At 65.4% G+C, this 26,683-nt stretch carries 22 protein-coding genes; 15 read left to right on the top strand and 7 right to left on the bottom strand.

Annotation, left to right across the window (positions count from 1 at the left end):
- On the bottom strand, window positions 1–319 hold a 319-nt coding region (locus C7450_RS33920; RefSeq protein WP_170147176.1), incomplete at its 3' end, for a LysR substrate-binding domain-containing protein.
- A 421-nt stretch (window positions 320–740) separates the two neighbouring features.
- Here C7450_RS33920 and C7450_RS10050 point away from each other — a divergent pair.
- Both C7450_RS10050 and C7450_RS10055 read left to right on the top strand, forming a co-directional pair.
- The gene (locus C7450_RS10050) at window positions 741–1,805 is read left to right on the top strand and encodes a calcium-binding protein (protein ID WP_146227312.1); all 1,065 of its coding nucleotides are present in this window, start codon (window positions 741–743) and stop codon (window positions 1,803–1,805) included.
- A 366-nt stretch (window positions 1,806–2,171) separates the two neighbouring features.
- Window positions 2,172–2,378: a hypothetical protein gene (locus C7450_RS10055; RefSeq protein WP_110374322.1), complete on the top strand. Its 207-nt coding sequence runs from the start codon at window positions 2,172–2,174 to the stop codon at window positions 2,376–2,378.
- A 7-nt stretch (window positions 2,379–2,385) separates the two neighbouring features.
- Here the strand turns inward: C7450_RS10055 and C7450_RS10060 are convergent, their stop codons facing one another.
- Window positions 2,386–3,303, bottom strand: a complete 918-nt coding sequence (locus C7450_RS10060) for a LysR family transcriptional regulator (protein ID WP_146227313.1) — start codon at window positions 3,301–3,303, stop codon at window positions 2,386–2,388.
- A 176-nt stretch (window positions 3,304–3,479) separates the two neighbouring features.
- On the opposite strand from C7450_RS10060, the gene C7450_RS10065 reads away from it, so the two are divergent.
- The 8 genes from C7450_RS10065 to C7450_RS10100 are packed head-to-tail and all read left to right on the top strand — an operon-like array spanning window position 3,480 to window position 13,874.
- Complete coding sequence (locus C7450_RS10065) at window positions 3,480–5,039, top strand: ABC transporter substrate-binding protein (RefSeq protein ID WP_110374324.1); 1,560 nt, start codon at window positions 3,480–3,482, stop codon at window positions 5,037–5,039.
- Between the two features lie 15 nt (window positions 5,040–5,054).
- Window positions 5,055–6,002 carry an ABC transporter permease gene (locus tag C7450_RS10070; protein ID WP_110374325.1) on the top strand — a complete coding sequence of 316 codons (948 nt, stop codon included), beginning with the start codon at window positions 5,055–5,057 and terminating at the stop codon, window positions 6,000–6,002.
- On the top strand, window positions 5,999–6,883 hold the full coding sequence (locus C7450_RS10075; RefSeq protein ID WP_110374326.1) for an ABC transporter permease: 885 nt from the start codon (window positions 5,999–6,001) through the stop codon (window positions 6,881–6,883). Before C7450_RS10070 ends, C7450_RS10075 begins: the two co-directional genes overlap by 4 nt.
- The gene (locus C7450_RS10080; protein WP_110374327.1) at window positions 6,880–7,875 is read left to right on the top strand and encodes an ABC transporter ATP-binding protein; all 996 of its coding nucleotides are present in this window, start codon (window positions 6,880–6,882) and stop codon (window positions 7,873–7,875) included. The genes C7450_RS10075 and C7450_RS10080 overlap by 4 nt, the downstream gene beginning before the upstream one ends.
- Entirely contained in the window at window positions 7,872–8,783 is a 912-nt protein-coding gene (locus C7450_RS10085; RefSeq protein WP_110374328.1) for an ATP-binding cassette domain-containing protein, read from the top strand. Before C7450_RS10080 ends, C7450_RS10085 begins: the two co-directional genes overlap by 4 nt.
- Window positions 8,784–8,815: 32 nt before the next feature.
- Window positions 8,816–10,897: a hydantoinase/oxoprolinase family protein gene (locus C7450_RS10090; protein WP_110374329.1), complete on the top strand. Its 2,082-nt coding sequence runs from the start codon at window positions 8,816–8,818 to the stop codon at window positions 10,895–10,897.
- The gene (locus tag C7450_RS10095; RefSeq protein WP_110374330.1) at window positions 10,894–12,711 is read left to right on the top strand and encodes a hydantoinase B/oxoprolinase family protein; all 1,818 of its coding nucleotides are present in this window, start codon (window positions 10,894–10,896) and stop codon (window positions 12,709–12,711) included. Before C7450_RS10090 ends, C7450_RS10095 begins: the two co-directional genes overlap by 4 nt.
- A complete protein-coding gene (locus tag C7450_RS10100) occupies window positions 12,711–13,874 on the top strand; it encodes an alanine racemase (RefSeq protein WP_110374331.1) in 1,164 nt (387 codons plus the stop codon). The genes C7450_RS10095 and C7450_RS10100 overlap by 1 nt, the downstream gene beginning before the upstream one ends.
- 25 nt (window positions 13,875–13,899) lie before the next feature.
- Here C7450_RS10100 and dapD read toward each other — a convergent pair whose 3' ends face one another.
- Window positions 13,900–14,751 (bottom strand): 2,3,4,5-tetrahydropyridine-2,6-dicarboxylate N-succinyltransferase, encoded by an 852-nt coding sequence (dapD, locus tag C7450_RS10105; protein WP_110374332.1) that lies wholly within the window; start codon window positions 14,749–14,751, stop codon window positions 13,900–13,902.
- Window positions 14,752–15,038: 287 nt separating this feature from the next.
- Here dapD and C7450_RS10110 point away from each other — a divergent pair, with 287 nt between their 5' ends.
- The 4 genes from C7450_RS10110 (at window position 15,039) to C7450_RS10125 (ending at window position 20,890) form a co-directional block, all read left to right on the top strand.
- Window positions 15,039–17,615: an ABC transporter ATP-binding protein gene (locus C7450_RS10110; RefSeq protein ID WP_110374333.1), complete on the top strand. Its 2,577-nt coding sequence runs from the start codon at window positions 15,039–15,041 to the stop codon at window positions 17,613–17,615.
- Between the two features lie 296 nt (window positions 17,616–17,911).
- Window positions 17,912–18,781 (top strand): MBL fold metallo-hydrolase, encoded by an 870-nt coding sequence (locus C7450_RS10115; protein ID WP_110374334.1) that lies wholly within the window; start codon window positions 17,912–17,914, stop codon window positions 18,779–18,781.
- Between the two features lie 142 nt (window positions 18,782–18,923).
- Window positions 18,924–19,958 (top strand): MraY family glycosyltransferase, encoded by a 1,035-nt coding sequence (locus C7450_RS10120; RefSeq protein WP_110374335.1) that lies wholly within the window; start codon window positions 18,924–18,926, stop codon window positions 19,956–19,958.
- Complete coding sequence (locus C7450_RS10125; RefSeq protein WP_110374336.1) at window positions 19,958–20,890, top strand: NAD-dependent epimerase/dehydratase family protein; 933 nt, start codon at window positions 19,958–19,960, stop codon at window positions 20,888–20,890. Before C7450_RS10120 ends, C7450_RS10125 begins: the two co-directional genes overlap by 1 nt.
- Here C7450_RS10125 and C7450_RS10130 read toward each other — a convergent pair.
- Window positions 20,799–22,844, bottom strand: a complete 2,046-nt coding sequence (locus tag C7450_RS10130) for a polysaccharide biosynthesis protein (RefSeq protein WP_110374337.1) — start codon at window positions 22,842–22,844, stop codon at window positions 20,799–20,801. The genes C7450_RS10125 and C7450_RS10130 overlap by 92 nt on opposite strands.
- A 25-nt stretch (window positions 22,845–22,869) precedes the next feature.
- On the bottom strand, window positions 22,870–23,217 hold the full coding sequence (locus C7450_RS33925; RefSeq protein WP_170147174.1) for a 3'-5' exonuclease family protein: 348 nt from the start codon (window positions 23,215–23,217) through the stop codon (window positions 22,870–22,872).
- Here C7450_RS33925 and C7450_RS10140 point away from each other — a divergent pair.
- Window positions 23,207–24,262: an OpgC family protein gene (locus tag C7450_RS10140; protein WP_245449590.1), complete on the top strand. Its 1,056-nt coding sequence runs from the start codon at window positions 23,207–23,209 to the stop codon at window positions 24,260–24,262. The two genes, C7450_RS33925 and C7450_RS10140, sit on opposite strands and share 11 nt — an antisense overlap.
- A 33-nt stretch (window positions 24,263–24,295) precedes the next feature.
- Here C7450_RS10140 and C7450_RS10145 read toward each other — a convergent pair whose 3' ends face one another.
- On the bottom strand, window positions 24,296–25,807 hold the full coding sequence (locus tag C7450_RS10145; protein ID WP_110374340.1) for a cobyric acid synthase: 1,512 nt from the start codon (window positions 25,805–25,807) through the stop codon (window positions 24,296–24,298).
- 263 nt (window positions 25,808–26,070) lie between these two features.
- Entirely contained in the window at window positions 26,071–26,679 is a 609-nt protein-coding gene (gene cobO, locus C7450_RS10150; protein WP_110374341.1) for a cob(I)yrinic acid a,c-diamide adenosyltransferase, read from the bottom strand.
- Between the last annotated feature and the right edge of the window lie 4 nt (window positions 26,680–26,683).

The following is a 26,683-nucleotide window of genomic DNA, read 5'->3' on the forward strand; positions in this document are numbered from 1 at the left end:
GGGCGAGATAGGCATATTCGCCGGCGCTCTCCGCGTCCCACCACATGGCGCAGAGGTGGTGGCCGCCGACGGGCGGGTCGGCCTCCAGCACCCTGAGGTCGAGCCCCGCGCCGGAGAAACTCAGGATCTCGCGCGGCAGCAGCGCCGCGCCGGTGCCGGCATTGGCCAGCCGCGCGATGACCATCAGCGGGTTGCAGGTATTCAGCCTGAGTGGCTTCAGGCCGCGCGCGCCGAACCACATCCGAATGGTGGTGAACAGCCCGGAGCGCGGGCTGTTGGTAAAGATCGGCAGGCCGACGCGCTTTTCCAGCGTGGCCACATCCCCATCGAAGGCGAGACGGCGCCCGAGCTTGCTGACGCCGGCTGTGCCGCGTCAGGCGCCTGCGCTATGGGCAGGCGCGCGCGCCATGCCTTGTCAGGAAACGCGCCCAGAATGCGACGTTTCCAGCTTGCCCTGAAGGCACGACGCTTGCTCCGAGGTGTAATATTTGCCGTATGGTTGTGGTAATGACTTGTTATTCCGTAAGCCGTTATGCGCTGCATTGGTGTGAGCGTTGATATTTTTCTTACGGAAAAATATATATATTTATCGATACTTGCGACAATGGCCGCTGGAAGGGGGGGTAGAACAGGCTTGCTGTGTGCTTGTCTGAGTATTAAGAACACTGTATAGCCGCCGCTGCGGCAGACGCCTTAGCTTGTGGCCTGGCCTGCCCCTTTTGTCTTGAGAGGATCCGACCATGGCTCTTGATCCAGAAGTAGTGGCGTCTAACGAGAAAGTAATACGTCGCGTTACGCCAACCCATCCCCAACTGAATGCTCCTGCCAGCGATGGCAGCCACTGGTTCACATTCCCCAATAAGGCGATCAGGACGCAGAACTACGCCGACCTCACTGCTGATACCGTCCATGTCGACTTCAAGAATGATACGACCGGTGTGAACTTTACAGGCACGAACGGTAACTCCGGTAACGAGAAAGGGAGCGTCGGCTTCGGCCCGGTCGGTAGCAACGTATTCGACGATAACTTCTACAACATCAACAGCCTCGGTTCTGGTGGCCTTGAGAGTCATGCTGACGGTGACTGGATCAACGCCGGCTCTGGCGGCGACAACATCGCCGCCGGCGGCGGAAATGACTTCGTCTACACTGGCAAAGGTACGAATTTCGTCAATGCGGGTTCGGGAAATGACTATGTTATAACCTGTACCGCGGGCAAGAATTTCATCGCTCTTGGCACCGGTGACGACATCGCCATCTTCAACAACATCGGCCAGGCCACCGTCGGCGGTGCGCAGGTGTCGGACAACGTGATCTCCGACTTCAGCTACGACGGCAGTGACCTCATCGTTCTCGATGTCAGCAATATGAACAGCAAGTTCGGTGGCAGTCTCGTCAATGGCGACGGCGTCTGCCTGAAACCGATCGTCAACCAGCTTGTTGGTCTGAAGGTGGTGTTCCAGATGATCAGCGGCCACACGGATGTGGAGCAGCTGCCGTTCCGGAGCGCCAATGCTTTCCAGGCCGTTGGTGCGTTCGCCAACAGCCAGGCGCTGGCGAAGTCGCTCCAGTTCGGCGGCGCCAACGAGCTGTCCAGCTCGCCGGGCTTCGGCAACCTCTCGGTTGACGATGTCCTGATCGTGACCTGGCTTGACAGCGACGGCGACGCCCACGTCTCGGGTGCCAAGATCGTCAGCACGCAGTTCCAGTTCGATCACCAGACCTACAACTTCGACATCACCGACATCGTCGAGCTGACCGGCGTGATGGCGATCAACTACACCGAACTCGCCTTTACGCAGTAAGCGTAAGGAAAATCATCCAATTCCCGTGGGTGACAGCGTTTCAGGATTCGGCGCACGCGCCGGGCCCTAGTTTTCAATACCATGCATGCTGACTTTATACGGAACCGTGATGTCATTCCGGGGCGGGCCGGAAGGCCCGAGCCCGGAACCCATGAACACCACGCTTAACCGGGGAGGCCCAGTCCGATGCGTCTTTTCTCGGGCCGCGTGTTTATGGATCCCGGGCTCGTTGCTGCGCAACGCCCCGGGATGACCGTGGGATTCCATCCAAATACAGCATGCCCTAGTTTTCAATACCATGCATGCCGACTTTCCAATCTGAGGCCGCACCGGTCGCCATGCCCGATCCTCGCACCGGAGGAAGTTATGAAGGCGCAGCCGATCACGCTTTCCGAGACCGCGCGTCTTGAACTCGAGCACTGGATGGAGACCGCCTCTCCCGATGAACAGGTGCGGGCGCGGTGCATTCTCCTTGCCGCCGCAGGCGCGCGGAACAATGTCATCAGCGAAACCGTCAACCTCTCCGAGCAGGCCGTAGGGAAATACTCACCGGCTGAGAACTGCATCGGATGATTCCATCTCAGCCGGATTTGCTCTTGGCGGAATGGTCCGCCTGGGCAAGGGCGATGTGCCGTGCCATATCGGCGAGATAGGCATATTCGCCGGCGCTCTCCGCGTCCCACCACATGGCGCAGAGGTGGTGGCCGCCGACGGGCGGGTCGGCCTCCAGCACCCTGAGGTCGAGCCCCGCGCCGGAGAAACTCAGGATCTCGCGGGGCAGCAGCGCCGCGCCGGTGCCGGCATTGGCCAGCCGCGCGATGACCGTCAGCGGGTTGCAGGTATTCAGCCGTAGCGGTTTCAGGCCGCGGGTGCCGAACCACATCTGAATGGTGGTGAACAGACCGGATGGAGGGCTGTTGGTAAAGATCGGCAGGCCGACGAGCTTTTCCGGGGTCGCCACATCCCCATCGAAGGCGAGATGGCGCCCGACGACCCAGACGAGATCGATCTGCCAGAGCGGCGTGATGACGATTTTTTCGTGGGCGCGCGGCTGGGACAGAAAGGCGATGTCGATAGCCCGGTCGAGCAGAAGCTGCTCGAGCCGCGTGCTGAAATCCACCGTGACATCAACTTGCAGGCTTGGATGCCGGGCCGCTATCGCCGCGAGCAGATCCGGCAGGATCCGCGCCGCGAAGGAATCGGCCGCGCCGATGCGCAGAAGGCCGCGGCCCGGTAAATCCTCGCGTGAGCGGCGCTGCACCAGCTCCGCATGGGCCAGCATGCGCTCCACGTCGCCGTAGATGCTCGCGCCGAGCGACGTCGGCACGGGGCGATACAGAGATCGATCGAAAAGCTCACCGCCAAGGATGCGCTCGAGCTCCTTCACGCGCAGGCTGACGGTCGGCTGGGAGAGGTTGAGATGTGCAGCCGCGGCACGAAAACCGCCGAGGCGGGCCACCCAGTAGAAGGCCTCTGCCTGACCGAAGGTGTAGCGCATGGTTGGGATCGCGATCCATTGGCGCCGCGTATGTCGCCATTCGACATGATAGCCAATTCCAATCAAGTGGCCAAGTCTTCTTATTTTTTTTCAGTGCCATCCCGGTGATACGCTGACTGGATTGGCCGCGCCCTCGTGTCCCGCGCGGTGACCGTCACAAAAAGAGGGGGACTTCGATGGATCATATTCAGACAGACCGTCGCCGCTTGCTTGCCGGGGGTGCCGCGGGGGCGTTAGCCTCCTTTCTGCCAGCCAGTCTGCTCCATGCCCAACCCAACGACGGCAAGACGCTGACGATCGTGCTGCCGAGCAACCCGATCACCATCGATCCGATCAACCAGCTCAATCATGATGCGATGGTACTGGGACAAACGGTGTTCGAGAACCTGGTCGAATATGATGTCGATGGGGTCTTGCGGCCGCAGCTCGCGAAGGCCTCGCCGACGATTTCCGCCGACAAGAAGACCTATGTCTTCGAATTACGCGACGACGTCACGTTCCAGAACGGCAAGAAGATGACTGCGGAGGACGTGAAGTACAGCTTCGACTATCTGCTCGACCCGGGCAACAAGGCGGCGCGGCGGTCTCTCTTCACGCGGATCACCAAGGTGACGGTGCTGGCACCGGACAAGGTGCAGTTCGACCTCAGCGAGCCCTATGGTCCGTGGCTTTATTTCCTCACGAAATACATGGGTATCTTCCCGGCGGGATCGCGCAAGGAACACGGCGACGACTATTTCAAGTCCCGGCCGGCCGGCGTGGGGACCGGATTCGGTATCTTCGAGGAATGGAAGCCGAACGACTATATCAGCTTCAAGAAAAACCCGAATTACTGGCAGAAGGGACTGCCGCACTGGGACCGTCTCGTCGTCAAGATGATCCCCGAGGATGCGACCCGCGTCGCCTATCTCCTGACCAACCAGGTCGATATCATCAGCGCGCCGCCGCCGCGTGAGTTCAACCGCCTGAAGACCATGCCGGGTGTCACCGGTGGCTCCCGCCCGACGCTGGGCGGTGCGCTCTTGATGTACACCAACACCCTCAAGCCGCCGCTCGACGACGTGAACTTCCGCAAGGCGATTTCCTGCGCCATCGACCGCAAGACGATCGGCGAGAAGGTCTATTACGGGCTGCTCGAGCCGTCCGCCGTGCCGGCGCCTTCACGGGGCTGGTGGTACAACGCGGAGGCCGACAAGGAACTCGGCTTCAATCTCGATCGCGCCAAGGAATTCCTCGCGAAATCGAAGTATCCGAATGGTGCCGAGCTCGACATCAGCATCCAGGCGGAGCCTTATCTGCTGGACACCAAGGATGCCGCCATCTTCGTGCAGGCGCAGCTTGCCAAGATCGGCGTCAAGGTCAATCTCAAGGTCTATGAATTCTCGGTTCTCATCCAGCAGGCAATTCGGGGAGAGCACCAGATGGCCTTGCAGGTCTTCATGTCGCCCGGCGAGCCAAGCTATATCATCCAGGTCTGCCTGACGCCGGATCAGGTTCTATCGAAGAGCACAGGCTATAACAACCCGGAGATGAATGCCTTGCTCGCGGCGGCCTTTGCCGAGACGGAGCAGGAGAAGCTCAAGGATATCTATGGCAAGATACAGACGCTCGCCGCGCGTGACGCGCCTCTCGGTGTGCTCGGCTATGTTCACGCCTCGAATCTCTGGCGGGATACTGTGAAGGACTTCAAGGTCAACCAGGGATTGACCATGTTTGTCGGCGAGACCAAAGTCTAGACGCGGCCGGATCCCATGTTTCGCCTCGTTGCCGGCCGCATGCTGTCGTCCATTGGTACGCTGTTGTTCGTCGGGCTGGCGCTGTTCCTCCTGACACGCTCCGGGCCGGGCTCTCCGGCGCGGATCGTTCTGGGTGCGGACGCCACCCAGCAGCAGATCGCGCAATTCGAGGAGAGCCACGGCCTCGATCGGCCGGTTCTCGTGCAGTATGGATCGTGGCTGGCGGATGTCGTCCTGCGCGGAGACTTTGGAAAATCCTTCGTCACCGGCCGCGATGTCGCGGTTGAAATCTCGGCATCGCTTCCGGTGACGTTATCGATCGTGCTTCTGGCCTTCCTGATTGCGCTGGTTTTCGGCCTCGCCATCGGCATCGCGGCCGCCTTGAATCCGGGGGGCGTATTCGACAGGCTGGCGCGGCTGGGCGCCGTCGTCGGCCTGTCGATACCGGCCTTCTGGCTGGGCATCATCCTCATCCGCTTCATCGCGGTGGATCTGCGGCTCCTGCCGCCCGGCGGCTATGCGCCGCTCTCGGCGGGGCTCATGGTGCATGTGCAAACCATTCTGATGCCCGCGGTCTCGCTCGCCGTCTACTACATCGCCGTGCTGGCGCGGATGACGCAGGCGAGCCTGCAGGAGGCGCTCAGGGGGGACTATGTGCGCACCGCGCGCGCCATGGGGCTTCCGTCCTGGAAAGTCGTCGCCTATGCGCTCGTCAACGCCTTGCCACCGGTCATCAATCTGGCCGCGCTCTCCTTCGGCTATATGTTCGGCTGGGCCTTGATCATCGAACAGGTCTTCAATGTTCCGGGGCTGTCCCGCGCTCTGCTGAATGCGATCTCGCAGCGCGATTTCCTGCTCTTACAGGGTATCGTCTTCCTGTTCACCGTCATCTTCGTTCTCGCGAATCTCATCGCCGATCTCGTCAACCGCACCCTGGACCCTCGCCAGAGGAGCACGGCATGAACCACTGGTCGCAAGCTCTCCGCGCCGTGGACTGGACCGGCTGGCTCGGCGCCGCCTTCGTCGTGCTGATGCTTGGCAGCGCCGTGTTCGCGCCGTTCATCGCGCCGTTCGATCCGATCGAGGTCAGGCTGGAGGACAGGCTCGCTGCGCCGGATGCGGTCCATTGGCTGGGCACCGATCAGGCCGGCCGCGATGTGTTCAGCCGCGTCATCTATGGCGCGCGCGCCTCGCTCACCGTGGGGATCGGCGCGGTGGTCATCGGCGCACTCATCGGCGTGTCGGCGGGGCTGTTCGCGGCCTACAAGGGTGGGCTGGGCGACCAGCTCGTCATGCGCATCATCGATGGCATCGCCGCGATCCCGCTGCTCGTCTGGGCCATCGCCATCGTCGGCATCCTCGGGGTTGGCCCGGTGCAGATCGGGCCAGTGGCGCTGCCGAACGAGGCGAAGATCGTGCTGCTGGTCGGCGTGCTGTTTTCGCCCGTGTTCGGTCGCGTCACCTATGCCGTCGCGCAGCGCGTGGTGCGTGCCGATTTCGTCAAGGCGCGCCTGCTGCAGGGCGCGCGACACCGCGATATCGTGCTGGGCGACATCCTGCCCAACTGCCTCTCGCCGATCATCGTCCAGGCGACGCTGCTGGTCGCCATCGGTATTGTCATCGAGGCTTCCGTCAGCTTCGTCGGGCTGGGGGTACAGCCGCCGAGCCCGAGCTGGGGCACCATGCTGTCGGATGCCCGCAGCGCCATCTATTCCGGCGAGTGGTGGCTGCCGGTCTTCCCGGGCCTCGCCATCTCGCTCACGGTGGTCGGGTTCAACCTGCTCGGCGATGCCGTGCGTGACCTGTTCGATCCGCGCAGCGAAGCCAGGACGCTGGTCGCATGAGCACGGTTGGAACGAGCCCGTCCGCGACGAGCAGCCCCCTTCTGGCCATAGAAGGACTGCGCGTCGGCTTCCGCGCGGCAGGTGGCGGCGTGATCGAGGCGGTGCGCGGCGTGGACTTCACGGTGGCGCCCGGCGAGGCCGTCGGCATCGTCGGGGAGTCCGGTTCCGGCAAGAGTCTCAGCATGTTGGCGGTGATGCGCCTGCTCGGCAGCACCGCCGGCATCACCGGCGGGCGCATCACATTCGATGGGCGCGATCTCACGGCGCTCGGCGAGGCGGAGATGCGCAGGCTCCGCGGTCGCGACCTGGCTATGGTGTTCCAGGACCCGCAGAGCTCGCTCAATCCGGCGCTCACCATCGGACGGCAGATTGCCGATGTGGTCCGCGCCCATCGCGGCGTCGGCCAGACCGAGGCGAGGCGGGTGGCGGCCGAGGCCCTGGAGCGGGTCGGCATCCGCGACGCGGGGAGGCGCCTCGATGCCTATCCCCATGAGTTCTCCGGCGGCATGCGTCAGCGCGCGCTGATCGCCATGGCGATCGCCTGCCGTCCGCGCCTTCTGATCGCCGATGAGCCGACGACAGCGCTCGATGTGACGGTGCAGGCGCAGATTGTCGACCTGATCGCCGATTTGCGCCGCGATCTCGGCCTTGCGGTCGTCTTCATCTCCCACAATTTGCAGCTCGTCGCGGAGATCGTCGACCGCGTCGTCGTCATGTATGGCGGCAAGGTCGTCGAAGATGGGCCCGTCGAGACCATCGAGCGCGCCGCGCGCCATCCCTATACCAGGCTGCTGCGATCCTGCGTGCCGCGGCTGGATGGGCCGGTCGGGCCGCTCGCGACCATCGAGGGAACGCCGCCGCGCCTCGGCCGCATGCCGGCAGGTTGCCCGTTCGAGCCGCGCTGCCCCTGCCGCGAGGCCCTCTGCGCGACGGAGATGCCGCCTCTGGTCGCCGCCGAGGCGCATCGGCTCGCCTGCTGGAGGCCGCAATGAGCGAGCCCCTCCTGTCCCTCCAGGGCGTCAGCAAATCATACCCGCGCGGCGGCTTCCTCGACAGGATGCTGGCGCGGGCCAAGCCGTTTGTCGCGCTCGACAACGTCTCGCTCGATATCCACCGGGGCGACGTGGTGGGCATCGTCGGCGAGAGCGGGTCCGGCAAATCAACCCTGGCCAGTCTCGCGGTCGGGCTCATCGCCCCCACCGCGGGCCAGATCCTGCTCGATGGCGCGGATCTCACTGAACTGATGCGCGATCATGCCGGGCCGTGGCGTCGGCGCGTGCAGATGGCGTTCCAGGATTCGAGCAGCGCGCTCAATCCACGCAAGACGGTCGAGCTCTGCCTCGCCGAGACATTGGCGCTGCGTGGCGTTGCCCGCGCTGCGCGGCGGGCAGAGGCCCATGGACTGCTCGCGCTGGTTGGCCTTGGCGTCGAACTCGCGCCGCGCCTGCCGCACGAGTTGTCCGGCGGGCAACGCCAACGCGTCGGGCTTGCCCGCGCGCTCGCCATGCAGCCGGATATCCTCTTCGCCGATGAGCCGGTGTCCGCGCTCGACGTATCGCTTCAGGCGCAGGTGGTGAATCTGCTCGCCCGGCTCACGCGGGAACTCGGCCTGACGCTCGTGTTCATCAGCCACGACCTTGCCCTTGTCCGCACATTATGTAGCCGGCTCATCGTCATGCGGAATGGTGCCATCGTCGAGCAGGGCGCATGCCGTGACGTGCTGGACAATCCGCAACATGCGTACACCAGGCTTTTGATTTCCGCCGTGCCCAAGGGCCTTGCGGGACGAAAAGACCGGCCATCCAGCCAGAACTCTTTACGGGGTGATGTGTTCGAGCCGCCGCCGACCGCAGTCGATCATGGCGTATTCACGGTTCAAGATTTGGTCGAACGGACCTGAACGCTTAACAATGGAATGTCGAGACGACATCAATGTCCCAGAATAGTTACAGGATAGGCGTCGATATCGGCGGAACCTTCACCGATGTTGTCGTTGCACGCGACGATGGCTTGATCGAGACCCGGAAGGTGCCGTCGACGCCCGACGATTACAGCCGTGGCATCGCCATGGCGATCAAGGCGCTGGTCGAGGAGTTCCAGACCACGCCGGATCGCATCACCGGCATCGTCCATGCGACAACGGTCGCGACCAATGCCATCCTGGAATACAAGGGGGCCTGCACGGGCCTCCTGACGACGGCCGGCTTCCGCGACGTGCTGGAAATGCGGCGGCTGCGCATTCCCGTGCTCTACGACCTGCAATACGACAAGCCGAAGCCGCTCGTGGCGCGGCGTCTCAGGCTGGAGGTGCGCGAGCGGCTCAGTGCGGACGGCGGCGTCAGGCTGCCGTTGTCGGAAGACGATGTCGTGGCCGCGGCACGGCAATTCCGGGAAGGCGGCGCCGAGGCGGTCGCCGTCAGCTTCCTGCATGCCTATGCCAATCCCGCCCATGAAATCGCGGCGGAGGAAATCCTGCGCCGCGAGCTTGGTCCTGATGTCTATATATGCCGGGGCTCCGAGATCCTTCCCGAGATCCGCGAATATGAACGCACCAGTACGGCGGTCGTGAATGCCTATATCGGACCGGTGGTGCGCAATTACGCCAGCGCCCTGACGGCGCGGCTCGCCTCCATCGGGGTGACCTGCGCGGTGGATATGATGCATTCGGGCGGCGGGATCATGCGGCTCGAGTCGGCGGTGCGCCGTGCCGCATCGCTCGTAGAGTCCGGGCCGGCGGCCGGCGTCATCGCCTGCGCGCGGCTGTTTCCCGGGCGCGACGAGCCCAGTATCATCTCCTTCGACATGGGCGGCACCACGGCCAAGGCGGCGCTCGTGGAGGATGGTGAGCCCGCGCGGACCACGGAATATGAGGTCGGCGCCGGCATCAACCTGTCGAGCAAGCTGGTCAAGGGGGGCGGCTACCCCATCAAGATGCCGTTCATCGACGTCTCCGAGATCGGCGCCGGCGGCGGCAGCCTCATCGGTATCGACCGGATGAACCAGGTCTCCGTCGGCCCCCAGAGCGCCGGCGCCTGGCCCGGCCCGGTCTGCTACGGCCTTGGCGGCAAGCAGGCCACGCTGACCGATGCCTTCCTCACGCTGGGCTATATCAATGACGAGGCGTTGGCCGGGGGCACCTTCCCGCTGCAGGCGGAGGCCGGGCGCGCGGCGCTCAACGATCAGGTGGCGCGCCCGCTCGGGCTTGAACTGTCTCGCACGGCCCGCGGCGTGCTGACGCTCGCCGTCACCACCATGACGCGCGCCGTCAAGGCGGTGTCCACCTATCGCGGCCGCGATCCGCGCCAGTCGACCCTGATCGCCTTCGGTGGCAACGGGCCGGTGGTGGCGACGGAGGTCGCCATGGCCCTCGGCATCCGGCGCGTCATCATTCCGCGCGCCGCCGGCGTATTCAGCGCGCTCGGGCTTCTGCGCTCGGATGTGGAGCAGGAATTCGTGCGCCCGTCGCGGCATCGCGCCGGCGAGCTCGACGACGCCGGCCTCGCCGCCCTGTTCGAAGAGCTCGCAGCCGACGCCCGCCGCATCATGACCCTTGAAGGCTACGACCAGTCGGGTGCCACGTTCCATCGCGCGGCCGACCTGCGCTATGTCGGACAGGCCTACGAGCTCACGGTGCCGGCCGAGCGGCTGGCGCTGGAGGAACTGACGGAGCTGTTCCATCGCGAGCACGAGCGCACCTATGGGCATCGCTCACAAGGTGACACGGTGCATCTCGTCAATGCGCGCCTCACGGTGCGGCTGCCGCTGGTGGCGCCGCCGCCGCAGTTTCACCCGGATAGGCCGCTGCGGCGCGCCGACCGGCGGGTCGTCTTCGCGGCCGACTGTGCGCCCGCGACCGTGGCGGTCATCGGTCGTGGTGAACTGGACGCCACGCCGCGGCGCGGGCCTTTCGTGGTCGAGGACTATGACAGCACCGCGATCATTGGCCCGGGCCAGGCGGCGAGCCTCGACGCCGCGGGCAACATCGTCATCGCGCTCAGTGGAGAAGCGGCATGAGCGACACGGACATGAGCGATACTGACTTGCGCGACACTGACATGAGGGATGTCCACGCGACCGCTCGCCCGGCCGTCGGCTCCGCCATCGATCCGATCACCCTCGAGGTCATCCGCAACGCGCTTGCCTCCACCGCCGACGAGATGGCGCTGATCATCATGCGCAGCGCCTATTCGCCGGTCGTGCGCGATATCATGGATTACTCAACCGGCCTCTGCGATGCGCAGGGCCGGGTCATTGCGCAGGGCCTGACGCTGCCGATCCAGCTCTGTTCCTTCCCGCGCATCATGCAGTTCGTGCGGGAGCGCTTCGGCGCGACCCTCAAGGAGGGCGATGTCCTGATCGCCAATGATCCCTATGGGTCCGGCGGGCAGCATCTCCCCGATGTCTATATCCTCAAGCCGATCTTTGCCGATGGCGTGCTGGCCGGCTTCGCGGCGACCGTCGCCCATCACACCGATCTCGGCGGCATCGTGCCGGGGAGCGTTGCCATCTACGCGACCGAGATCCAGCAGGAGGGGCTCCGGCTGCCGCTGCTCAAGCTTTACGAAGCCGGCAAAGCAAATGACGCCGTCTTCGGCATCCTCGAGGCGAACACGCGCTCGCCGGTCGAGGTGCTGGGGGACATCCGCGCGCAGATCGCCGCTTGCAACGTGGCGGAGGAGGGGCTGAAGGCGCTGGTTTCGCGCTACGGCAAGGCGCAGCTCGACAGCTATATCGAAGCTTTGCACGACCATGCCGAGGCGATGATGCGCCAGACGATCCGCGATCTGCCCAACGGCGTCTATCGCGCGACGGATTATATCGACGGGGTGGGGGAGAACCCGGCGCCGCTCGCCATCGTGGCGACCGTCACCGTCGGCGACGACACCATCGACATCGACTTCACCGGCACGGCGGACCAGGTGGCAGCCAGCATCAACTGCCCGATCTCCTTGCCGGAATCGGCCGCCTTCAGTGCCATCCGCTGCCTGTCGCAACAGGACATTCCGAATTGCGAGGGCTATCTCAGGCCTATCACGGTGCGTGCGCCTGAAGGCTGCCTCGTCAATCCGCGCTATCCCGCCGCCTGCGGCGCCCGTGGCGTCGTCGGCTACCGGGTGTTCGACGCGATCATGCAGGCGCTGGCACAGGTGGTGCCGGAGCGCGCCATCGGCGGTTCCGAAGGCGGGCCCTATCTGCTGGCCTCCGGCGGCCTGCATCGGGGGCGGCCTTTCGTGCTCAACGAGATGGTCGTCGGAACCTGGGGCGCGCGCGCCACGAAGGACGGCATCGAGGGCATTTCAAATCCGGCCGCCAACCTGTCCAACCAGCCGATCGAAATGATCGAGACGGATATGCCGATCGAGGTGCTGGACTATGGCCTGGTGCCCGACTCCGGCGGGCCGGGCGAGTTCCGCGGCGGCCTCGCCTTCGTGCGCAGCTTCAGGTTTCTCACGGACGCGCGTTTCACCCTGCGCGGTGATCGCCGCGCCCATCCGCCCTATGGGGTTGAAGGAGGCGGCACGGGGACGCCGTCGGAGCATCTCCTGGTCCGCCTGGATGGCAGCGCGCGCAACCTGCCGACCATGCCGATGGAGAGCTTCACCGCCCATGCCGGCGAGGTTTTCCGCCTGACCGGTGCGGGTGGGGGCGGCTACGGCAATCCGCTGATGCGGGAGCCGTGGCGCGTACTCGACGATATCCGCGAAGGCAAGGTGACACGAGAGGGGGCGTTGCGCGACTATGCGGTCGTCGTGGGCGATGATCTGACCGTGGACGCGGTGGCAACGCAGCGTCTTCGTCGGGAGCGTGGACTGGAGCAACAATCGTGATGAACACCGTCGGTGCTGCGGCGCTGAATGCGCCGAAGATCGGGAAGGCGGCGAGCCGCGCCCATCTCGAGACCCCGGCGGCTGTGCTTGACCTGCCGCTCTTTGAGCGCAATCTAGCGACGCTAGCCGAGACCTGCCGCGCCGCGGGCATCGGCGTTCGGCCGCATGCCAAGTCGCATAAATCAGCCGAGATCGCGCGGCGGCAACTGGCGGCCGGTGCGCTCGGCATCTGCTGCGCCAAGCCGGGCGAACTCCTCGCCCTCTTCGAGGCCGGCATCGAGGACCTCATGCTGACGGCGCCGGTCGCCAGCGCTGCGAAGATCGATGCGCTGGCGCGCGCAGCGGCGCGCGGTGCCCGGCTGATGGTCGTTGTGGACCGGGCGGATCTCATCGCCGCTTACGGCGAAGCCGCCCGGCGTCACGACACGCGCATCGACGTGGTTGTCGATCTCGATGTCGGCCTCTTGCGCAGCGGCGTGGCGGAGCCGACCGAGGCCGTCGCGCTGGCGCTTGCTGCCGCCGACCATCCCTATCTGCGCTACGCGGGTGTGCAGGCCTATCAGGGGCGCATCCAGCATATCGATGATTTCGGCGCGCGGCGCGCGGCCAATGACGAGGCCGTCCGGCGGCTGGTGCCGATGCTGGACGCGCTCAAGGCGGCCTCGCTGGCGCCTGCCATCATATCCGGCGGTGGCACCGGCAGCCATGTGCTGGATGCCGAGCGCCGTCTGTTCACCGAAGTGCAGCCGGGCTCCTACGTCTTCATGGATGAGGGTTACAACTCTGTCGATATCGCCGGGCGCGGCGCGCTTGTCTTCGGCCCGGCCCTGCGGGTTGCCGTGACTGTGATCGGCCACTCCTCGGCCGGTTTTGCCATCACCGACGGCGGCAGCAAGAGCTTCGCCTGGGATGGGCCGGCGCCGCGCGTGCTGCTTCCCGGCCCGAGCGGCGACAGGCTGGTCGGCACGATCGAGTGGTGTGGCGACGAGTTCGGCCGCATTCTTCCGGCAGCCGGCTGTGCAACCCTGCCCATCGGCACGGTCGTCGAATGCACGGTTCCGCATTGCGATCCGACCATCAACATGCATGACGTGCTGCATGTGGTCGCTGGCGACCGGCTGGTGGCGCAATGGGCAGTCGAGGGCAGGGGCCGCGCGGATTGAAATCCGCGCAGACCTCACGCCCCAATCAATCCCGCAGCAGCTCGTTGATCGCGGTCTTGGAGCGGGTCTGGGCGTCGACGCGCTTGACGATGACGGCGCAGTAGAGCGAGGGACCCGGCGTTCCGTCCGGCAGGGGCTTGCCCGGCAGGTTGCCCGGCACCACGACGGAATAGGGCGGAACGCGGCCGTAGAACACTTCGCCGGTGGCGCGATCCACGATCTTGGTGGATGATGAGATGAAAACGCCCATCGACAGGACAGCACCTTCGCCGACGACCACGCCCTCGACGACTTCCGAGCGGGCGCCGATGAAGCAGTTGTCCTCAATGATCACCGGGCCGGCCTGCAGCGGCTCGAGCACGCCGCCGATGCCGACGCCGCCGGAGAGATGCACGTTCTTGCCGATCTGCGCGCAGGAGCCGACGGTCGCCCAGGTGTCGACCATCGTTCCTTCATCGACATAGGCGCCGAGATTGACGAAGGACGGCATCAGCACGACGTTCGGAGCGATATAGGCGCCGCGGCGCACGGTGCAGTTCGGCACCGCGCGAAATCCGGCGGCCGTGAACTCACCCGCGCCCCAGCCGTCGAACTTGGAGGGCACCTTGTCCCACCACACCGCCTCACCCGGCCCGCCGGGGATAACGGCCATGTCGTTGAGACGGAAGGAGAGGAGAACCGCCTTCTTCAGCCATTGGTTGACGCGCCAGCCCGTCGCTTCCGCCGCATCCTTCTCGGCGATGCGCCTCTTGCCGCTGTCGAGGAGGAGCAGCGATTCATTCACCGCGTCGCGCACTTCGCCTTGTGTCGCTGCATTGATCTCGGCACGCGCCTCCCAGGCGGTCTCGATGACGGAAGCGAGGTTTTCAGAGCTCATGAAACGACATCCTTCGCAGCATTAGACGGCACCGGCGTTATCGAGCGGGCGGCGCCGGAGTGCAAGGGGTTGTCGGCATTGGCTGTGCTTGAGTCAAGGTCCAACTCACGCATTGCGGCGAGCCTTGAGCGCGCTTCAGGTGATCTTGCCGCAGCCTCTTTCATTTTACCCATCCGGTAGCAACTTATTGACCGCGCCACCCAATCGGAATTGAAGTTGCGCGGGGCAGGATGCGATCAAGGCGGCGGAATTCCCCGGCCCCCGCCGCTGAACATCGGTTTTGAGATATGGAACGCAATCCGATCCGCTATGTCTGGGCCCGCAGCCGGGGCGTGCACTGCCTGGCCCTCCTTATCATTCTCGCGCTGTTGCCAGTCCTGTGGCTCCTGCTCCTGGTGCCGCGCGAACTCGTCGACATGGTCTTCCTCGGCGAGGCCGGCGCGGATGGGCCCGTCACGGCCTTCCTGCGCCTTGCCCTGCCGCTGTCACCGCATCTCGGTGGCGAGCGGGTGCTGTTCCCGGGCTTCCTCCTGACGCGCGACCAGGCCTTCCTCGTCGGCGCGATGATCGCTGGAGCCCTTGTCTTGCTCAGGGCGCTGCTCCGGGTCTCCATCCGGTTGATCAGCGCGCGCCTTGGCCCTGTCCTGGCCGATGACCTTCGGCTCATTCTGTTTCGCCATCTGGTCTCGGAACGCACAACCAGCGATGCAGCCGAGAATGCGATCACCTCGCTCGGACACCGGGTTGCGGCCGTCACGCCATTCCTTGGACGGGCCATCGCCGCACCCGCGCTGTTCATTGCCGAAGGCGCCATCGTGCTTCTGTTCGCGTTTAGCCTGAGCCTCTGGCTCGGCCTGGCATTGATGGCGGCCGCGGTGCTCGACGCGATGCTTGTCCCGGCCCGCGAGGCGGAGCGAGACACGACGATGAGGCGGACGACGGCGGGAGAGGCTGAGGCGATCCAGATGGGACGTCATGCCATCGAGCGTCTGCCTGCCATCCGCGTGCATGGCACGGCAGAGGGCGAGGCCAGCCGTTTTGCCGAGCGCCTGGCAGGCGTTGCGAATAAGAACCGGCCGCCGCTGCGCCAACTCACCTGGCTCGGCATTGCCTTGCGCACGGTGCGTGACGGCATGCCGGTGCTGATTCTCATCGTCGGCGGCTGGCTGATGATGCAGGACAAACTAACGCCTGGCGGGCTGCTGGCGGCCGTCAGCGCTGCCTTCCTGGTGATCCGCCCGGTCGAGGCCATGGCCATGTGGACGCGTGAGCGGCATGCCGCGACCCAGCTTTTCGACGAGATCGCGCGCTCGATCGGCGACCTCAAGGCGCGGACGAGGCGCTTCGCCGATACGGATCTGCCGGAACGCTGGAGCCTTCTCCGCATCGAGCGGGCATCGATCTTCGACCCCGTAACCAGCCATCGGCTTTCGGCCATCGACCTCGACATTCCCCTGCCGACGCGTGCGGCGCTGGTGACGGATGACGAGGGTGGCGGACATATCATCGCGGCGGCGCTCGGCGGCGCGCTGGAGCCCTCGTCGGGCGAGATCACGCTGGACAGCGTCAATCTCCTGCATGTGCCCGCCGCGCGCCGCGCCCGGCGCGTCGCCCTGGCCGGCCACACACCCATCGTGCTCGATGGCACTTTGCGCCAGAACATTCTCTATGGCGCGCCGGACCTCGACGGGCAGGACGTCGATGCGCTGCTATGCGATGTGATGCGCACGGCCGGCATCGACGATGACGCCTATGCGCTCGGCCTCTCCACGAGCGTCAGCAGCCAGACCTCATCGCGGCTGGCGGAGCGCGTGGTCGAGGTCCGCCGCGCGATCCGCGCGGAGCTGTCGGCTGCCGGCATGGGGGATCTGGTCGATCCCTTCGAGCCGAATCGCTACAATCGCTACGGTACTGTTGCCGAGAACATCCTGCACGGCGTGCCCGTCGGCGATACGTTCCGGGAGGTTCATCTCGCCTCCAATCCCTTCCTGCGGGCCGTTCTCGAAGCCGAGGATCTGACGCGGCCGCTGTCGGAGATGGGGTTCGCCATTGCCGCAAGTCTCGTTGAGATCTTCGACGGCGTCCCGGACGGCCATCCCTTGTTCCAGCGCTTCGCCTTCTTCAGCGCCACCGAACGCGGCCTCTGTGCGGACATGGTTGCACGCCGATCGGAGCGCCGTCGATCGGCCGAGACCGGGCGCGATCGCGACCGGCAGATCGCCCTTGCGCTGCGCTATTGCGAAGCACGGCATCGCCTCGGCATGCTCGATGAGGCGATGGAGAAGCGCCTTGTCGCGGCGCGCCATACCTTCGCGCGGCTGCTCCCGCCGAGCCTGCGGCCGGCGATTTCCTTCTATGAGCCGGACGAGATCTGTGCGGCCGCTTCCCTCAGCGACAACCTCTTGTTCGGGCGCATCGCCTATGATGTGGCGGGCGCCGAAGACAAGGTGCACGCGACAGCGCGGCGCGTTCTCAGCGATCTCGGTCTTGGCGAAGAGGTGCTGCGCCTTGGGCTTTCGGCCCATGTCAGCCATGGCGCCGAGCGCCTCCAGCATCTGAACACAGCCTTGATCGATCTGGCGCGCTGTCTCGTCCGCCGTCCGGACCTCCTCATCCTCGACCGCGTGTTCGACGGCCTCTCCATTGCAGAGGCGGCCGCGTTGATGAAGCGTCTGGATTCGGACATGGGGGATGGCAGCCTCGTCGCCGTCGTGCCCTCCACCTTCGATCTCGGCGGGTTTTCGCAGATTGTCCGGTTCGAAGGCGATCACATCCGGATCGGTCAAGCCGAGGCGGAGGATGTCACGGCGGGGGCGCCGCTTAGGCTTGCTGCGAGCGAATCGGCCGTCGCGGCGAAAACATAGCGCTCACCATGTGCGTTTGTGCACAAGTCGTCACAAGCATCTGGAATTTAATGCTAATTTTCTGGCATTGCGAGCGAACGGATTGACGTTGCGTGGATTTTTCCATTCTCCGCCCCCATATGGAGCTTCAAGGAGCCGCCTGTTATGTCAGAAGGCAGTTGCCACATCGCGATCTTCATGGTGCTGATTAGGCTGAATGGGTTCGCAGAGCGGATTGATTGTGGCAATTGTGGCGAAACATCCCTCGTGTGTGTTAGCGCACGGAATTTGCGGCATTTTTGAGGTAATGATACCCGATGTGCGCCTATCCTGCTCCAGCCGATGATGCGCTCCTCGTCAAGTTTTGGGGCGTTCGCGGCTCGATTCCGGTCTGCGGAACGGATCATACCATTTTTGGTGGCCATACGCCGTGTGTCGAGATCCGCTGCGGCGGCAAGCTCTTCATCATCGATGCCGGCACGGGAATCATCAATCTCGGCCTGGCGATCAAGGAGACCGCGCCGAAGCAGATCGAAATCCTGCTGAGCCATCTGCATCTCGACCATGTGATGGGGCTGCCGTTTTTCAAACCGGCCTTGCAAGCAGACAAGACCATCCGGATCTCGTGCGGCAACCTCAATGGCGAGACTGCCGAGAAGCCTTTGGAGCGATTGTTCTCGCCGCCGATATTCCCCGTCACGCTCGCCCAATTGCCCGCAAAATTCACCTACAACGGCTTCCGGGCAGGAGAGACTCTGACGATCGGGGATCATAGCGTGCGGACCTGTCCGCTGGATCACCCTTCGGGTGCAACCGCCTATCGTTTCGACCAGGGCGGGCGCAGCGTCTGCTACGTCAGCGACGTCGAGCATGGCGAGAACTGGCCCCCCGAGAACCTGATTGAATTCGTCAGGAACGCCGACCTCGTCATCTATGATGCGATGTTCTGCGAGAATGAATACAGCCATTGCCGGGGATGGGGCCATTCTACGGTCACTGCCGGCATCGAGCTCTGCCGCCGCGCCGGGGTGAAGCAACTCGCAGCGTTCCACATGCACCCCATGCACAATGATGCCTTCTTGCTCGACATGGAGGCGGACCTTGCCAAGGCGATGCCGGGGTCCTTCATCGCCCGGCAGGGACAGTCGCTCGTCTTCGAGCCCGTCGCGGTGGAAGTGCCTGCCTGATTTTTCCTGCCCGCCATGAGGTGCGACGTGTCCTCCTGGAGGTGACGTTCGTCTCTTGCCGCGCTCGTCTCTTGCCGCCGGAGCCTCGATCGGTATTGTCCTGCCGGTATTTCCACCCCGGCAGGCAAGGACAGCGTGAGGCATGACGGTATCCCTTCTGGCAGGCCTCACCGGCGTCGGGCTCGCTGCGGCAGGGGTCTCAGCGGCTCTCGTCCGCCTGCTCTTCCCACTCATGCAGCGCTATGCGCTGGCGCGTCCGAACGCCCGTTCCAGCCACCGCGTGCCGACGCCGCAAGGCGGGGGCATCGCCGTTCTGGCCGCCGTGCTCGCCGCGGGTGGGGCCGGGGTCTGGATACTGGCGCCGGCGGCGTTGCTGCCCCTTGCTGTCGTGGCGGTTGCCGCCGTCGCACTGGCTGTGGTCGGCGCTATGGATGATATCCGCCCGCTGCCGGTGCTGCCGCGGCTTGCCATCCAGATCGGCGCGGTTGCCTTCGGGCTGATCGCCGCGGGCGATATCAGGCTGTTTCCGGCCATCCTCCCGGCACCCGTGGAGTTCGTGCTCGTCGTCCTGGCCGGCGTCTGGTTCGTCAACCTCGTCAATTTCATGGACGGGCTCGACTGGATCACGGTTGCGGAAGTCGTACCCGTCACGGCGGCACTGGCCGCGTTCACGCTGATGGGCGCGCTGCCGATCGATGTAGGGATCGTCGCGGTGGGGCTGTGCGGGGCGATGATCGGCTTCGCGCCCTTCAACCGCCCGGTGGCGAGGCTCTTCCTGGGCGATGTCGGCTCGCTCCCCATCGGCCTGATCCTCGGGTTCATGCTCTACCGTCTGGCGGGGGGAGGGCATCTCGCCGCGGCACTTCTCCTGCCGCTGTACTATCTCGCAGATGCGACGCTGACGCTCCTCCTGCGCCTCAAGCGCGGCGAGAAGGTCTGGCAGGCCCATCGCAGTCATTTCTACCAGCGTGCCACCGACAACGGCTTCACGGTGATGGATGTCGTCGGAACGGTCTTCGCGCTCAATCTTGGGCTCGCCGCCCTGGCGACGGCCGCGCTCCTCGTCGATGGGCCGCTCGTCACGGCCGGGCTCGTCGTGGCCGGCATCGGCGCGGTGGCCGTCGTGCTGGCGCGCTTCTCCCGGCCGCGTCCGGCTCTCGCGGGACGGAGGGGCTGATGGCGCGGCGGGTCCTCCTGACCGGTGCGACGGGCTTTGTCGGGCGCCATCTCACCGCCGATCTCCTGCGCGCCGGCTACACCGTCCGCGCGGCCACGCGCCGGCCGGTGACCTTGCCGGCTGACGTCGAGCAGGTCGTCGTGGGGGATCTCGATCGCCCGATCGATTGGCGCGCGGCGCTTGCCGGGGTGGACGCGGTCGTCCACGCGGCGGGGATCGCCCACGCGGGGCCGGGCATCGCCGAGGAGCGCTACCATCGCATCAATACGCTGGCGACGGTGGCGCTCGCCGAAGCCGCCGGGCTCGAACGCCGCTTCGTCTTCATCTCCTCCATCCGTGCCCAGACCGGCCCGACCGCCGCGCGCGTGCTGACGGAGAACGATCCTCTCCAGCCCGAGGATGCCTATGGCCGCTCGAAACGCGCGGCCGAGGAGGCCTTGGCGCAGCGTGGCGGGGCCTGGGCGGCGCTGCGACCGGTCCTCGTGTACGGCGAAGGCGTCGGGGGCAATATGGGCGCCCTGCTGCGGCTGGCGCGCCTTCCCCTGCCGCTGCCGCTGAAAAGCCTGACGGGCCGGCGCTCACTCCTGGCCGTCGAGACGCTGGCCGGGGCGGTGCGGCATATGCTGGAGCTGCCCGAAGCGCCGCGCCGGGCCTTCATCGTGGCCGATCCCGAGCCGGTGACGGTGGGCGAGATCGTCGCTGCCCTGCGGCAGGGCCTAGGGCGAGCGCCGGGGCTTATCGCGGTCCCTGAAGGCCTGCTGCGGTCGTTATGCGTGCTGGCCGGGAAGAGCGATGCCTTTGCGCGGCTCGCCGGTTCGCTCGCGGTCGATGCCGCAGCCCTCAGGCAGAGCGGCTTTGTGCCGGAGGTGCAGACGCTGCCGCAGCTGCGTCGGCTGTCGGCCGCGACTTTCGCGCGGCAAATTCGGGAATAGCCTCTTCGAGGATCGCTTCGGCGGCAAGGCGATCGCCACGCGTGATGGCCTCCACGAGGGCGGCCAGGCGCGCCGCAAGATACTGGCGATCGGCGAACAGGGGCTTGGCGGCCATGACGCCGTCAATACCGGTTTCGGCCATCGGCTCCTGCTGGCTGAACAGGATCTCATGCAGCCGCTCGCCGGGGCGGATGCCGGTCTCGACGATGTCGATATCGGTGCCCGGCTCGAAGCCGGCCAGGCGGATCATGCGCTCGGCGAGCGCATAGATGCGGACCGGCTGACCCATCTTGAGCACATAGACGGAGGCCTGTTCACGGGGTGCGGCGTTGCTCGTGACCGGAGCGGGTGAGGGTGTTCCAGTCTGCCGGCCCTCGCCATCGGCGTGGGATGCCGCCGTGATGACGAGGTCGACGGCCTCGCGCACGGTCATGAAATAGCGCACCATGTCACGATGGGTGACGGTCACCGGGCCGCCACGCGCGATCTGCGCCTTGAATTTCGGGACAACCGAGCCATTCGAGCCGAGCACATTGCCGAACCGGACAGCGATGAGGCGCGTGCCGCCATTCTGGTGGCCGGTGCCACCCGCGGCGCTGGCCATCTCCGCGTCAAGCGCTTGCGCGTACATCTCGGCGAAACGCTTGGTGGCGCCGAGCATCGACACCGGCTCGATGGCCTTGTCGGTGGAGATCATCACCATCGCCTTGGCGCCGTTCGCGACCGCCGCATCCGCCACGTTCATCGAGCCGAAGACATTGGTGCGAATGCCTTCGCCCCAATCCTGCTCGAGATAGGGCACGTGTTTCAGCGCCGCGGCGTGGAAGACGACATCAGGCTTGAACTGCGCGAACAGCCCGTCCATGCGCATCCGGTCGCGCACATCGGCGATGGCGCCTTCGACCTTCGTGTCCGTGCCGAGGGTCGCCAGGGCTTCCGTGATCTGATGCAGGGCGGGCTCGGAGTTCTCGATGACGAGGATATGGGACGCGCCGAAGGCGGCCGACCTGAGGCACAGCTCGCTGCCGATGGAGCCGCCGCCCCCGGTGACGATGATGCGCCGCCCGCGCACGAAGCGGGCGAGGCGCGCACGATCGATCTCGACCGTCGGCCGCAGCAAGAGGTCCTCGATCTCGACGGGCTGGAGGGCCGCGGCGCTCACCCCTTCCTCGACGTCCTGCATGCGTGACAGGGGCAGGCCGAGGCGCCGCGCCCGGAGAAGAAGGTCCGTGCCCTCCGCATCGCTGCCGTGGTCGCCCGTCAGGGCGTTCTGGGTCAGCACAAGCCGGCGGATGGAGACGCCGCGCTCCCGGAATTCCTCGACCACCCGTTCCAGATCGGCGAAGCTGCCAAGCACGGGGACGCCGCGGATGACCTGGCCGAGTTCGCCCTGGCGCGGCGAGAGGATGCCCTCCGCCGCGATCTTGCGGAAGGCGCCCGATTCGATGGCGCGCAGCAGCGCCTCGATATCCGTGCCACGCCCCAGGAGCAACGCCGGATGGGCGCCATCCTTGGCATGGGTTCTGGCCTGCTCGTATTTCAGATAGCGGTAGGCGAGGCGTGGGCCACCGAGCAGCGCGACCTGCAGCAGCCAGTAGAGCGCGATGGTGATCTTGCCGAAGAAGAAGAAGCCGTAGAACGTCGACGACGCCAGCACATAGTCGACGACCAGGAGCGTCAGGGCCAGCACCGTCGCGGCCCGGACGATGTTCGACAGGTCCGGCAGCGAGGCGAAGCGCCACTTCGACTTGTAGAGCGAGAACAGCCAGTAGATGGCCGCGGCATAGAGCAGGAAGACCGGCAGAATCGACGGCAAGAGCTCCAGTCGGGTCGCGAGCCGCCCCCCCTCGAAACGGATGACGAAAGCGAGCGTGACGGCAAGCGCCGTCGCGACGAGATCGTGGATCACGATCAACGTCTTCTTGAGGGAGGGGATGAGGTCAAGCCGGGCCATGGGTCGTGCGGGATATCCGCTCACATCACGCTTTTGTCAATGTGCGAGCGCCGGTGCGGCGCCATGCCAGCCGAGCTTCGCGCTCAAGATCGACCTTATTGAGTCCATTCGCTTTTCTCGCCATCTCATGGCCCGATTTTTGAGGATAAAGGTCCAGATGAAGCTTGCCGATCGATTCGATGGCAGGAACCAAACTGAAGCGGAAATATTTCAATAGGTGATTTGCGTGGGTTGCGATTCGACGTGCGCAACCTGCACATGCGGAACTGGGCTGGCGGTAACTTATTGTTAAGTTGGACATTGCGATGAGCGGATCGAGGCGAATTGACGGCATTGATTTCTGGCGGGGGATCGTCCTCGCGATGATTTTCATCAATCATGTGCCAGGCAATGGCTTCGAGATTATGACGCACCGGCATGTCGGCTTCAGCGATTCGGCAGAGGCCTTCGTGTTCCTGGCAGGCGTCTCGGTGGTTCTGGCTTATGGCGGTCGCTGTCTCGGAGGCGAGCCGTGGGGTGGCTTTCGCGCCATCATGAGCCGGGTCGTGACGCTCTACGGCGTGCAGATCGCCATGTCCTTCGCGGCGATCGTCATCTTTGCCCTCGGCGCGCTGGTCTTCGACGATAACACGATCATGCATGAGCATGGGCGGGATCTCTTCCTGTCCAATCCGATGCGGGCCGTGGTCGCGGTGACCGGTCTCAGCCATCAGCTCGGCTATTTCAACATTCTGCCGATTTATATCGTGTTCCTGCTCTGGGCACCGGTGCTCCTGTTGCTCGCCCGGCTCGACAGCCGTCTGATGCTGGCAGTGTCCGCGTTGATCTACCTGCTTGCGCACGAATATGGCTGGAACTTCCCCACCTGGCCGGTCGCGGGAGGCTGGTTTTTCAATCCCTTCGCCTGGCAGTTCCTGTTTGCTGCGGGCATGTTCATCGGCATCAGCCTGCGTGCGGGCGAGGGCATAGGCTTCGATCGGCGCTTGTTTGCGGTCTGTGTGGCGATCCTGATCGCATCGGCTTTCGTCGTCACCAAGGCTTTCGGTTTTCTGCCCGCTCTGCCTGCGCAGCTCAACAGCGTGGTCGACATGAGCAAGACCCATCTGGCGCCGATCCGGATGATCCACTTCCTGGCGCTCGCCTATGTGCTCTACCACTCGGGACTGACGCTGATGGCCAAGCGCGGCGCCCTGTTTGCGCCGCTCTGCGTGATCGGGCGGCAGAGTCTGCCGGTCTTTGCCGCCGGCTCTATCCTCAGCGCCATCGGGCAGGTCGTCATCGGCATGCGCACCACCGGCTTCGTCGATGACCTCCTGTTCATCGGCGGCGGGCTCATTCTTCTCTATGCCATCGCGCTCTATCTCTCCGATCGCGGGAAGGTCACCGCAGACCGGCCTTCCACCACCAAAATGGCGTAGTTACGCCTGGGACTGTGCCCTGGACGGCCTTCGTCAGGCGCGGCTGCTCCCCGCCGCGAGCAGAGCCTCCGTGTCGAGATGGCGGCCGATATGGGCGGCGAGCCCATCGAGTGTTTCCTCGATTGTCATGTCGTAGGCCAGCGCCTTGTCGGCCCTGCCATCCCTGATTGATGGGCCGTCAATTCCGGTTGTCGCCGTGCCGCTTAGCCACGCCAGAAAAGCCCGGCGGAAGGCGTCTGCCGTGAACAGCCCGTGCAGATAAGTGCCGAGAACCCGGCCATCCGCCGAGCGGGCGCCTTCCGGCCGGCCATCGAGCCGGAACAGGGGGCGGGCACAATCTGCGCCGCTGCTGCGACCGAGATGGATCTCGTAGGCTTCGACGGGGGTCGCGTAATCCAGGGCTTCCGCCTGCACCGGCCGCACGGTCTTATCACCGGCGAGAACCGTGTCGATGGCGAGATGGCCGAGGCCCTCGGCCGTCCCGGCGGGACCTTCGAGGCCGTCGGGGTCGGCGATCGTGCGCCCAAGCATCTGATAGCCGCCGCACAGGCCGAGGACGGCTCCGCCGCGGCGGATATGGGCCGAAAGGTCGATGTCCCAGCCCGCCGCGCGGAACGCGGCGAGGTCGGCGATCGTCGCCTTCGAGCCCGGCAGGATGACGAGATCGGCATCGCCGGGCAGGGCCTGCCCGCGCTCTATGAAGGTCAGAGTCACGGATGGCTCGAGCCGCAGCGGGTCGAGATCGTCGAAATTCGCGATGCGCGGCAGCACCGGCACCGCGATGCGAATGGTCCCGCCTGCGTTCGGGCGCGCGCGGCGCAGGTCCATCGCATCCTCCGCCGGCAGGCGATCCGCCTCCGGAAACCAGGGCAGGATGCCGAGGGAAGGCCAGCCCGTGCGCGCGGCGATGGTGTCGAGCCCGGCGGCGAACAGCGCGGGATCGCCGCGGAATTTGTTGATGAGAAAGCCGCGGATCATCGCCCGGTCGTCCGCATCCAGCACCGCATGGGTGCCGACCAGGCTCGCGATGACCCCGCCGCGGTCGATATCGCCGGCGAGAATGACGGGCACGCCCGCCTCGCGCGCAAAGCCCATATTGGCGATGTCGCCGCCGCGCAGGTTGGTCTCCGCCGGGCTGCCGGCCCCTTCGACGATGACGAGGTCCGCCTCGCCCGCAAGGCGCGTGAAGCTCTCCATGACGAAGGGCAGGAGGCGCTCGCGCTTGGATGTGAAATCGCGGGCCTCAAGCCGGCCAAAGCGCTGGCCGTGGACGATGAGCTGCGACCCGCGCTCGCTGTCCGGCTTCAGGAGGATCGGGTTCATATGGACCGACGGCGCCACCCTGGCCGCCCGCGCCTGCAGGGCCTGCGCCCGCCCGATCTCGCCGCCTTCGACGGCGGCGGCATTGTTCGACATGTTCTGCGGCTTGAACGGCCGCACGCGCAGGCCCTGGCCGGCGAAATACCGGCAGAGCCCGGCGACGAGCAGCGACTTGCCGACATTCGAGCCGGTGCCCTGGATCATGATGGCCGGGGTCGAGGACATATCAGCTTTCTGCTTCGACGATCTCGTCATAGCCGCGATTCCAGGACCAATCGACATTCAACTGGAATTCCACGCTCGCGCGCGTGTCATCCCCGGCGGCCGGCTTTGCCGGCCGGGAAGGGGATCCATGAAATGGGGCCAGAAAGGGGACCATGAACGACGCGTCTGATCTCTGGATCCCCTTCCCGCCGCTGCGCGACGCCGGGGATGACACAGAGGTTCCCGAGCCATGCTTCCGGCGTAGGCACTGTGCAACGAAGAAATCAAAACTCGATGCCCTCCTGCGCGCGCACGCCCGCCTCGAAATGGTGCTTCACCGGCGTCATTTCGGTCACGAGGTCCGCAGCCGCGATGAGCTCCGGCTTGGCGTTGCGGCCGGTGACGATCACGTGCAGGTCCGGGCGGCGCGCGGACAGGGTCTCGACCACCTCGGCCAGGGGCAGGTAGTCGTAGCGCAGCGCGATATTGAGCTCATCGAGGATGACGAGCCGGGTGGCGGGATCCGCCATGAGGTCTTTCGCCTTCTCCCAGGCGCGCGTCGCGGCGGCGATGTCGCGGGCTTTGTCCTGGGTCTCCCAGGTGAAGCCCTCGCCCATGCTGTACCAGCGCACCTGATCGCCGAAGGCCTCGAGCGCCTTGCGCTCACCGGTGGACCAGGCGCCCTTGATGAACTGCACGACGCCGACGGTCCAGCCATGGCCAAGGGCGCGCAGCATGAGCCCGAAGGCCGCCGTCGACTTGCCCTTGCCCTTGCCGGTATGGACGATGAGAAGGCCCTTCTCGATGGTTTTGGAGGCGACCTCGGCATCCTGGGCGGCCTTACGCTTGGCCATCTTCTCGCGATGGCGCGCGTCGTCGGTACTCAAGCTCATATAT

This window comes from Chelatococcus asaccharovorans (genome assembly GCF_003201475.1).
GTDB classification, from domain to species: Bacteria; Pseudomonadota; Alphaproteobacteria; order Rhizobiales; family Beijerinckiaceae; genus Chelatococcus; species Chelatococcus asaccharovorans.

Excerpts from the sequence above, each read along its gene's own strand:
- C7450_RS10050 (WP_146227312.1), top strand. The coding sequence starts at position 741 with ATGGCTCTTGATCCAGAAGTAGTGGCGTCTAACGAGAAAGTAATACGT.
- C7450_RS10055 (WP_110374322.1), top strand. The coding sequence starts at position 2,172 with ATGAAGGCGCAGCCGATCACGCTTTCCGAGACCGCGCGTCTTGAACTC.
- C7450_RS10060 (WP_146227313.1), bottom strand. The coding sequence starts at position 3,303 with ATGCGCTACACCTTCGGTCAGGCAGAGGCCTTCTACTGGGTGGCCCGC.
- C7450_RS10065 (WP_110374324.1), top strand. The coding sequence starts at position 3,480 with ATGGATCATATTCAGACAGACCGTCGCCGCTTGCTTGCCGGGGGTGCC.
- C7450_RS10070 (WP_110374325.1), top strand. The coding sequence starts at position 5,055 with ATGTTTCGCCTCGTTGCCGGCCGCATGCTGTCGTCCATTGGTACGCTG.
- C7450_RS10075 (WP_110374326.1), top strand. The coding sequence starts at position 5,999 with ATGAACCACTGGTCGCAAGCTCTCCGCGCCGTGGACTGGACCGGCTGG.
- C7450_RS10080 (WP_110374327.1), top strand. The coding sequence starts at position 6,880 with ATGAGCACGGTTGGAACGAGCCCGTCCGCGACGAGCAGCCCCCTTCTG.
- C7450_RS10085 (WP_110374328.1), top strand. The coding sequence starts at position 7,872 with ATGAGCGAGCCCCTCCTGTCCCTCCAGGGCGTCAGCAAATCATACCCG.
- C7450_RS10090 (WP_110374329.1), top strand. The coding sequence starts at position 8,816 with ATGTCCCAGAATAGTTACAGGATAGGCGTCGATATCGGCGGAACCTTC.
- C7450_RS10095 (WP_110374330.1), top strand. The coding sequence starts at position 10,894 with ATGAGCGACACGGACATGAGCGATACTGACTTGCGCGACACTGACATG.
- C7450_RS10100 (WP_110374331.1), top strand. The coding sequence starts at position 12,711 with ATGAACACCGTCGGTGCTGCGGCGCTGAATGCGCCGAAGATCGGGAAG.
- dapD (WP_110374332.1), bottom strand. The coding sequence starts at position 14,751 with ATGAGCTCTGAAAACCTCGCTTCCGTCATCGAGACCGCCTGGGAGGCG.
- C7450_RS10110 (WP_110374333.1), top strand. The coding sequence starts at position 15,039 with ATGGAACGCAATCCGATCCGCTATGTCTGGGCCCGCAGCCGGGGCGTG.
- C7450_RS10115 (WP_110374334.1), top strand. The coding sequence starts at position 17,912 with ATGTGCGCCTATCCTGCTCCAGCCGATGATGCGCTCCTCGTCAAGTTT.
- C7450_RS10120 (WP_110374335.1), top strand. The coding sequence starts at position 18,924 with ATGACGGTATCCCTTCTGGCAGGCCTCACCGGCGTCGGGCTCGCTGCG.
- C7450_RS10125 (WP_110374336.1), top strand. The coding sequence starts at position 19,958 with ATGGCGCGGCGGGTCCTCCTGACCGGTGCGACGGGCTTTGTCGGGCGC.
- C7450_RS10130 (WP_110374337.1), bottom strand. The coding sequence starts at position 22,844 with ATGGCCCGGCTTGACCTCATCCCCTCCCTCAAGAAGACGTTGATCGTG.
- C7450_RS10140 (WP_245449590.1), top strand. The coding sequence starts at position 23,207 with ATGATTTTCATCAATCATGTGCCAGGCAATGGCTTCGAGATTATGACG.
- C7450_RS33925 (WP_170147174.1), bottom strand. The coding sequence starts at position 23,217 with ATGAAAATCATCGCGAGGACGATCCCCCGCCAGAAATCAATGCCGTCA.
- C7450_RS10145 (WP_110374340.1), bottom strand. The coding sequence starts at position 25,807 with ATGTCCTCGACCCCGGCCATCATGATCCAGGGCACCGGCTCGAATGTC.
- cobO (WP_110374341.1), bottom strand. The coding sequence starts at position 26,679 with ATGAGCTTGAGTACCGACGACGCGCGCCATCGCGAGAAGATGGCCAAG.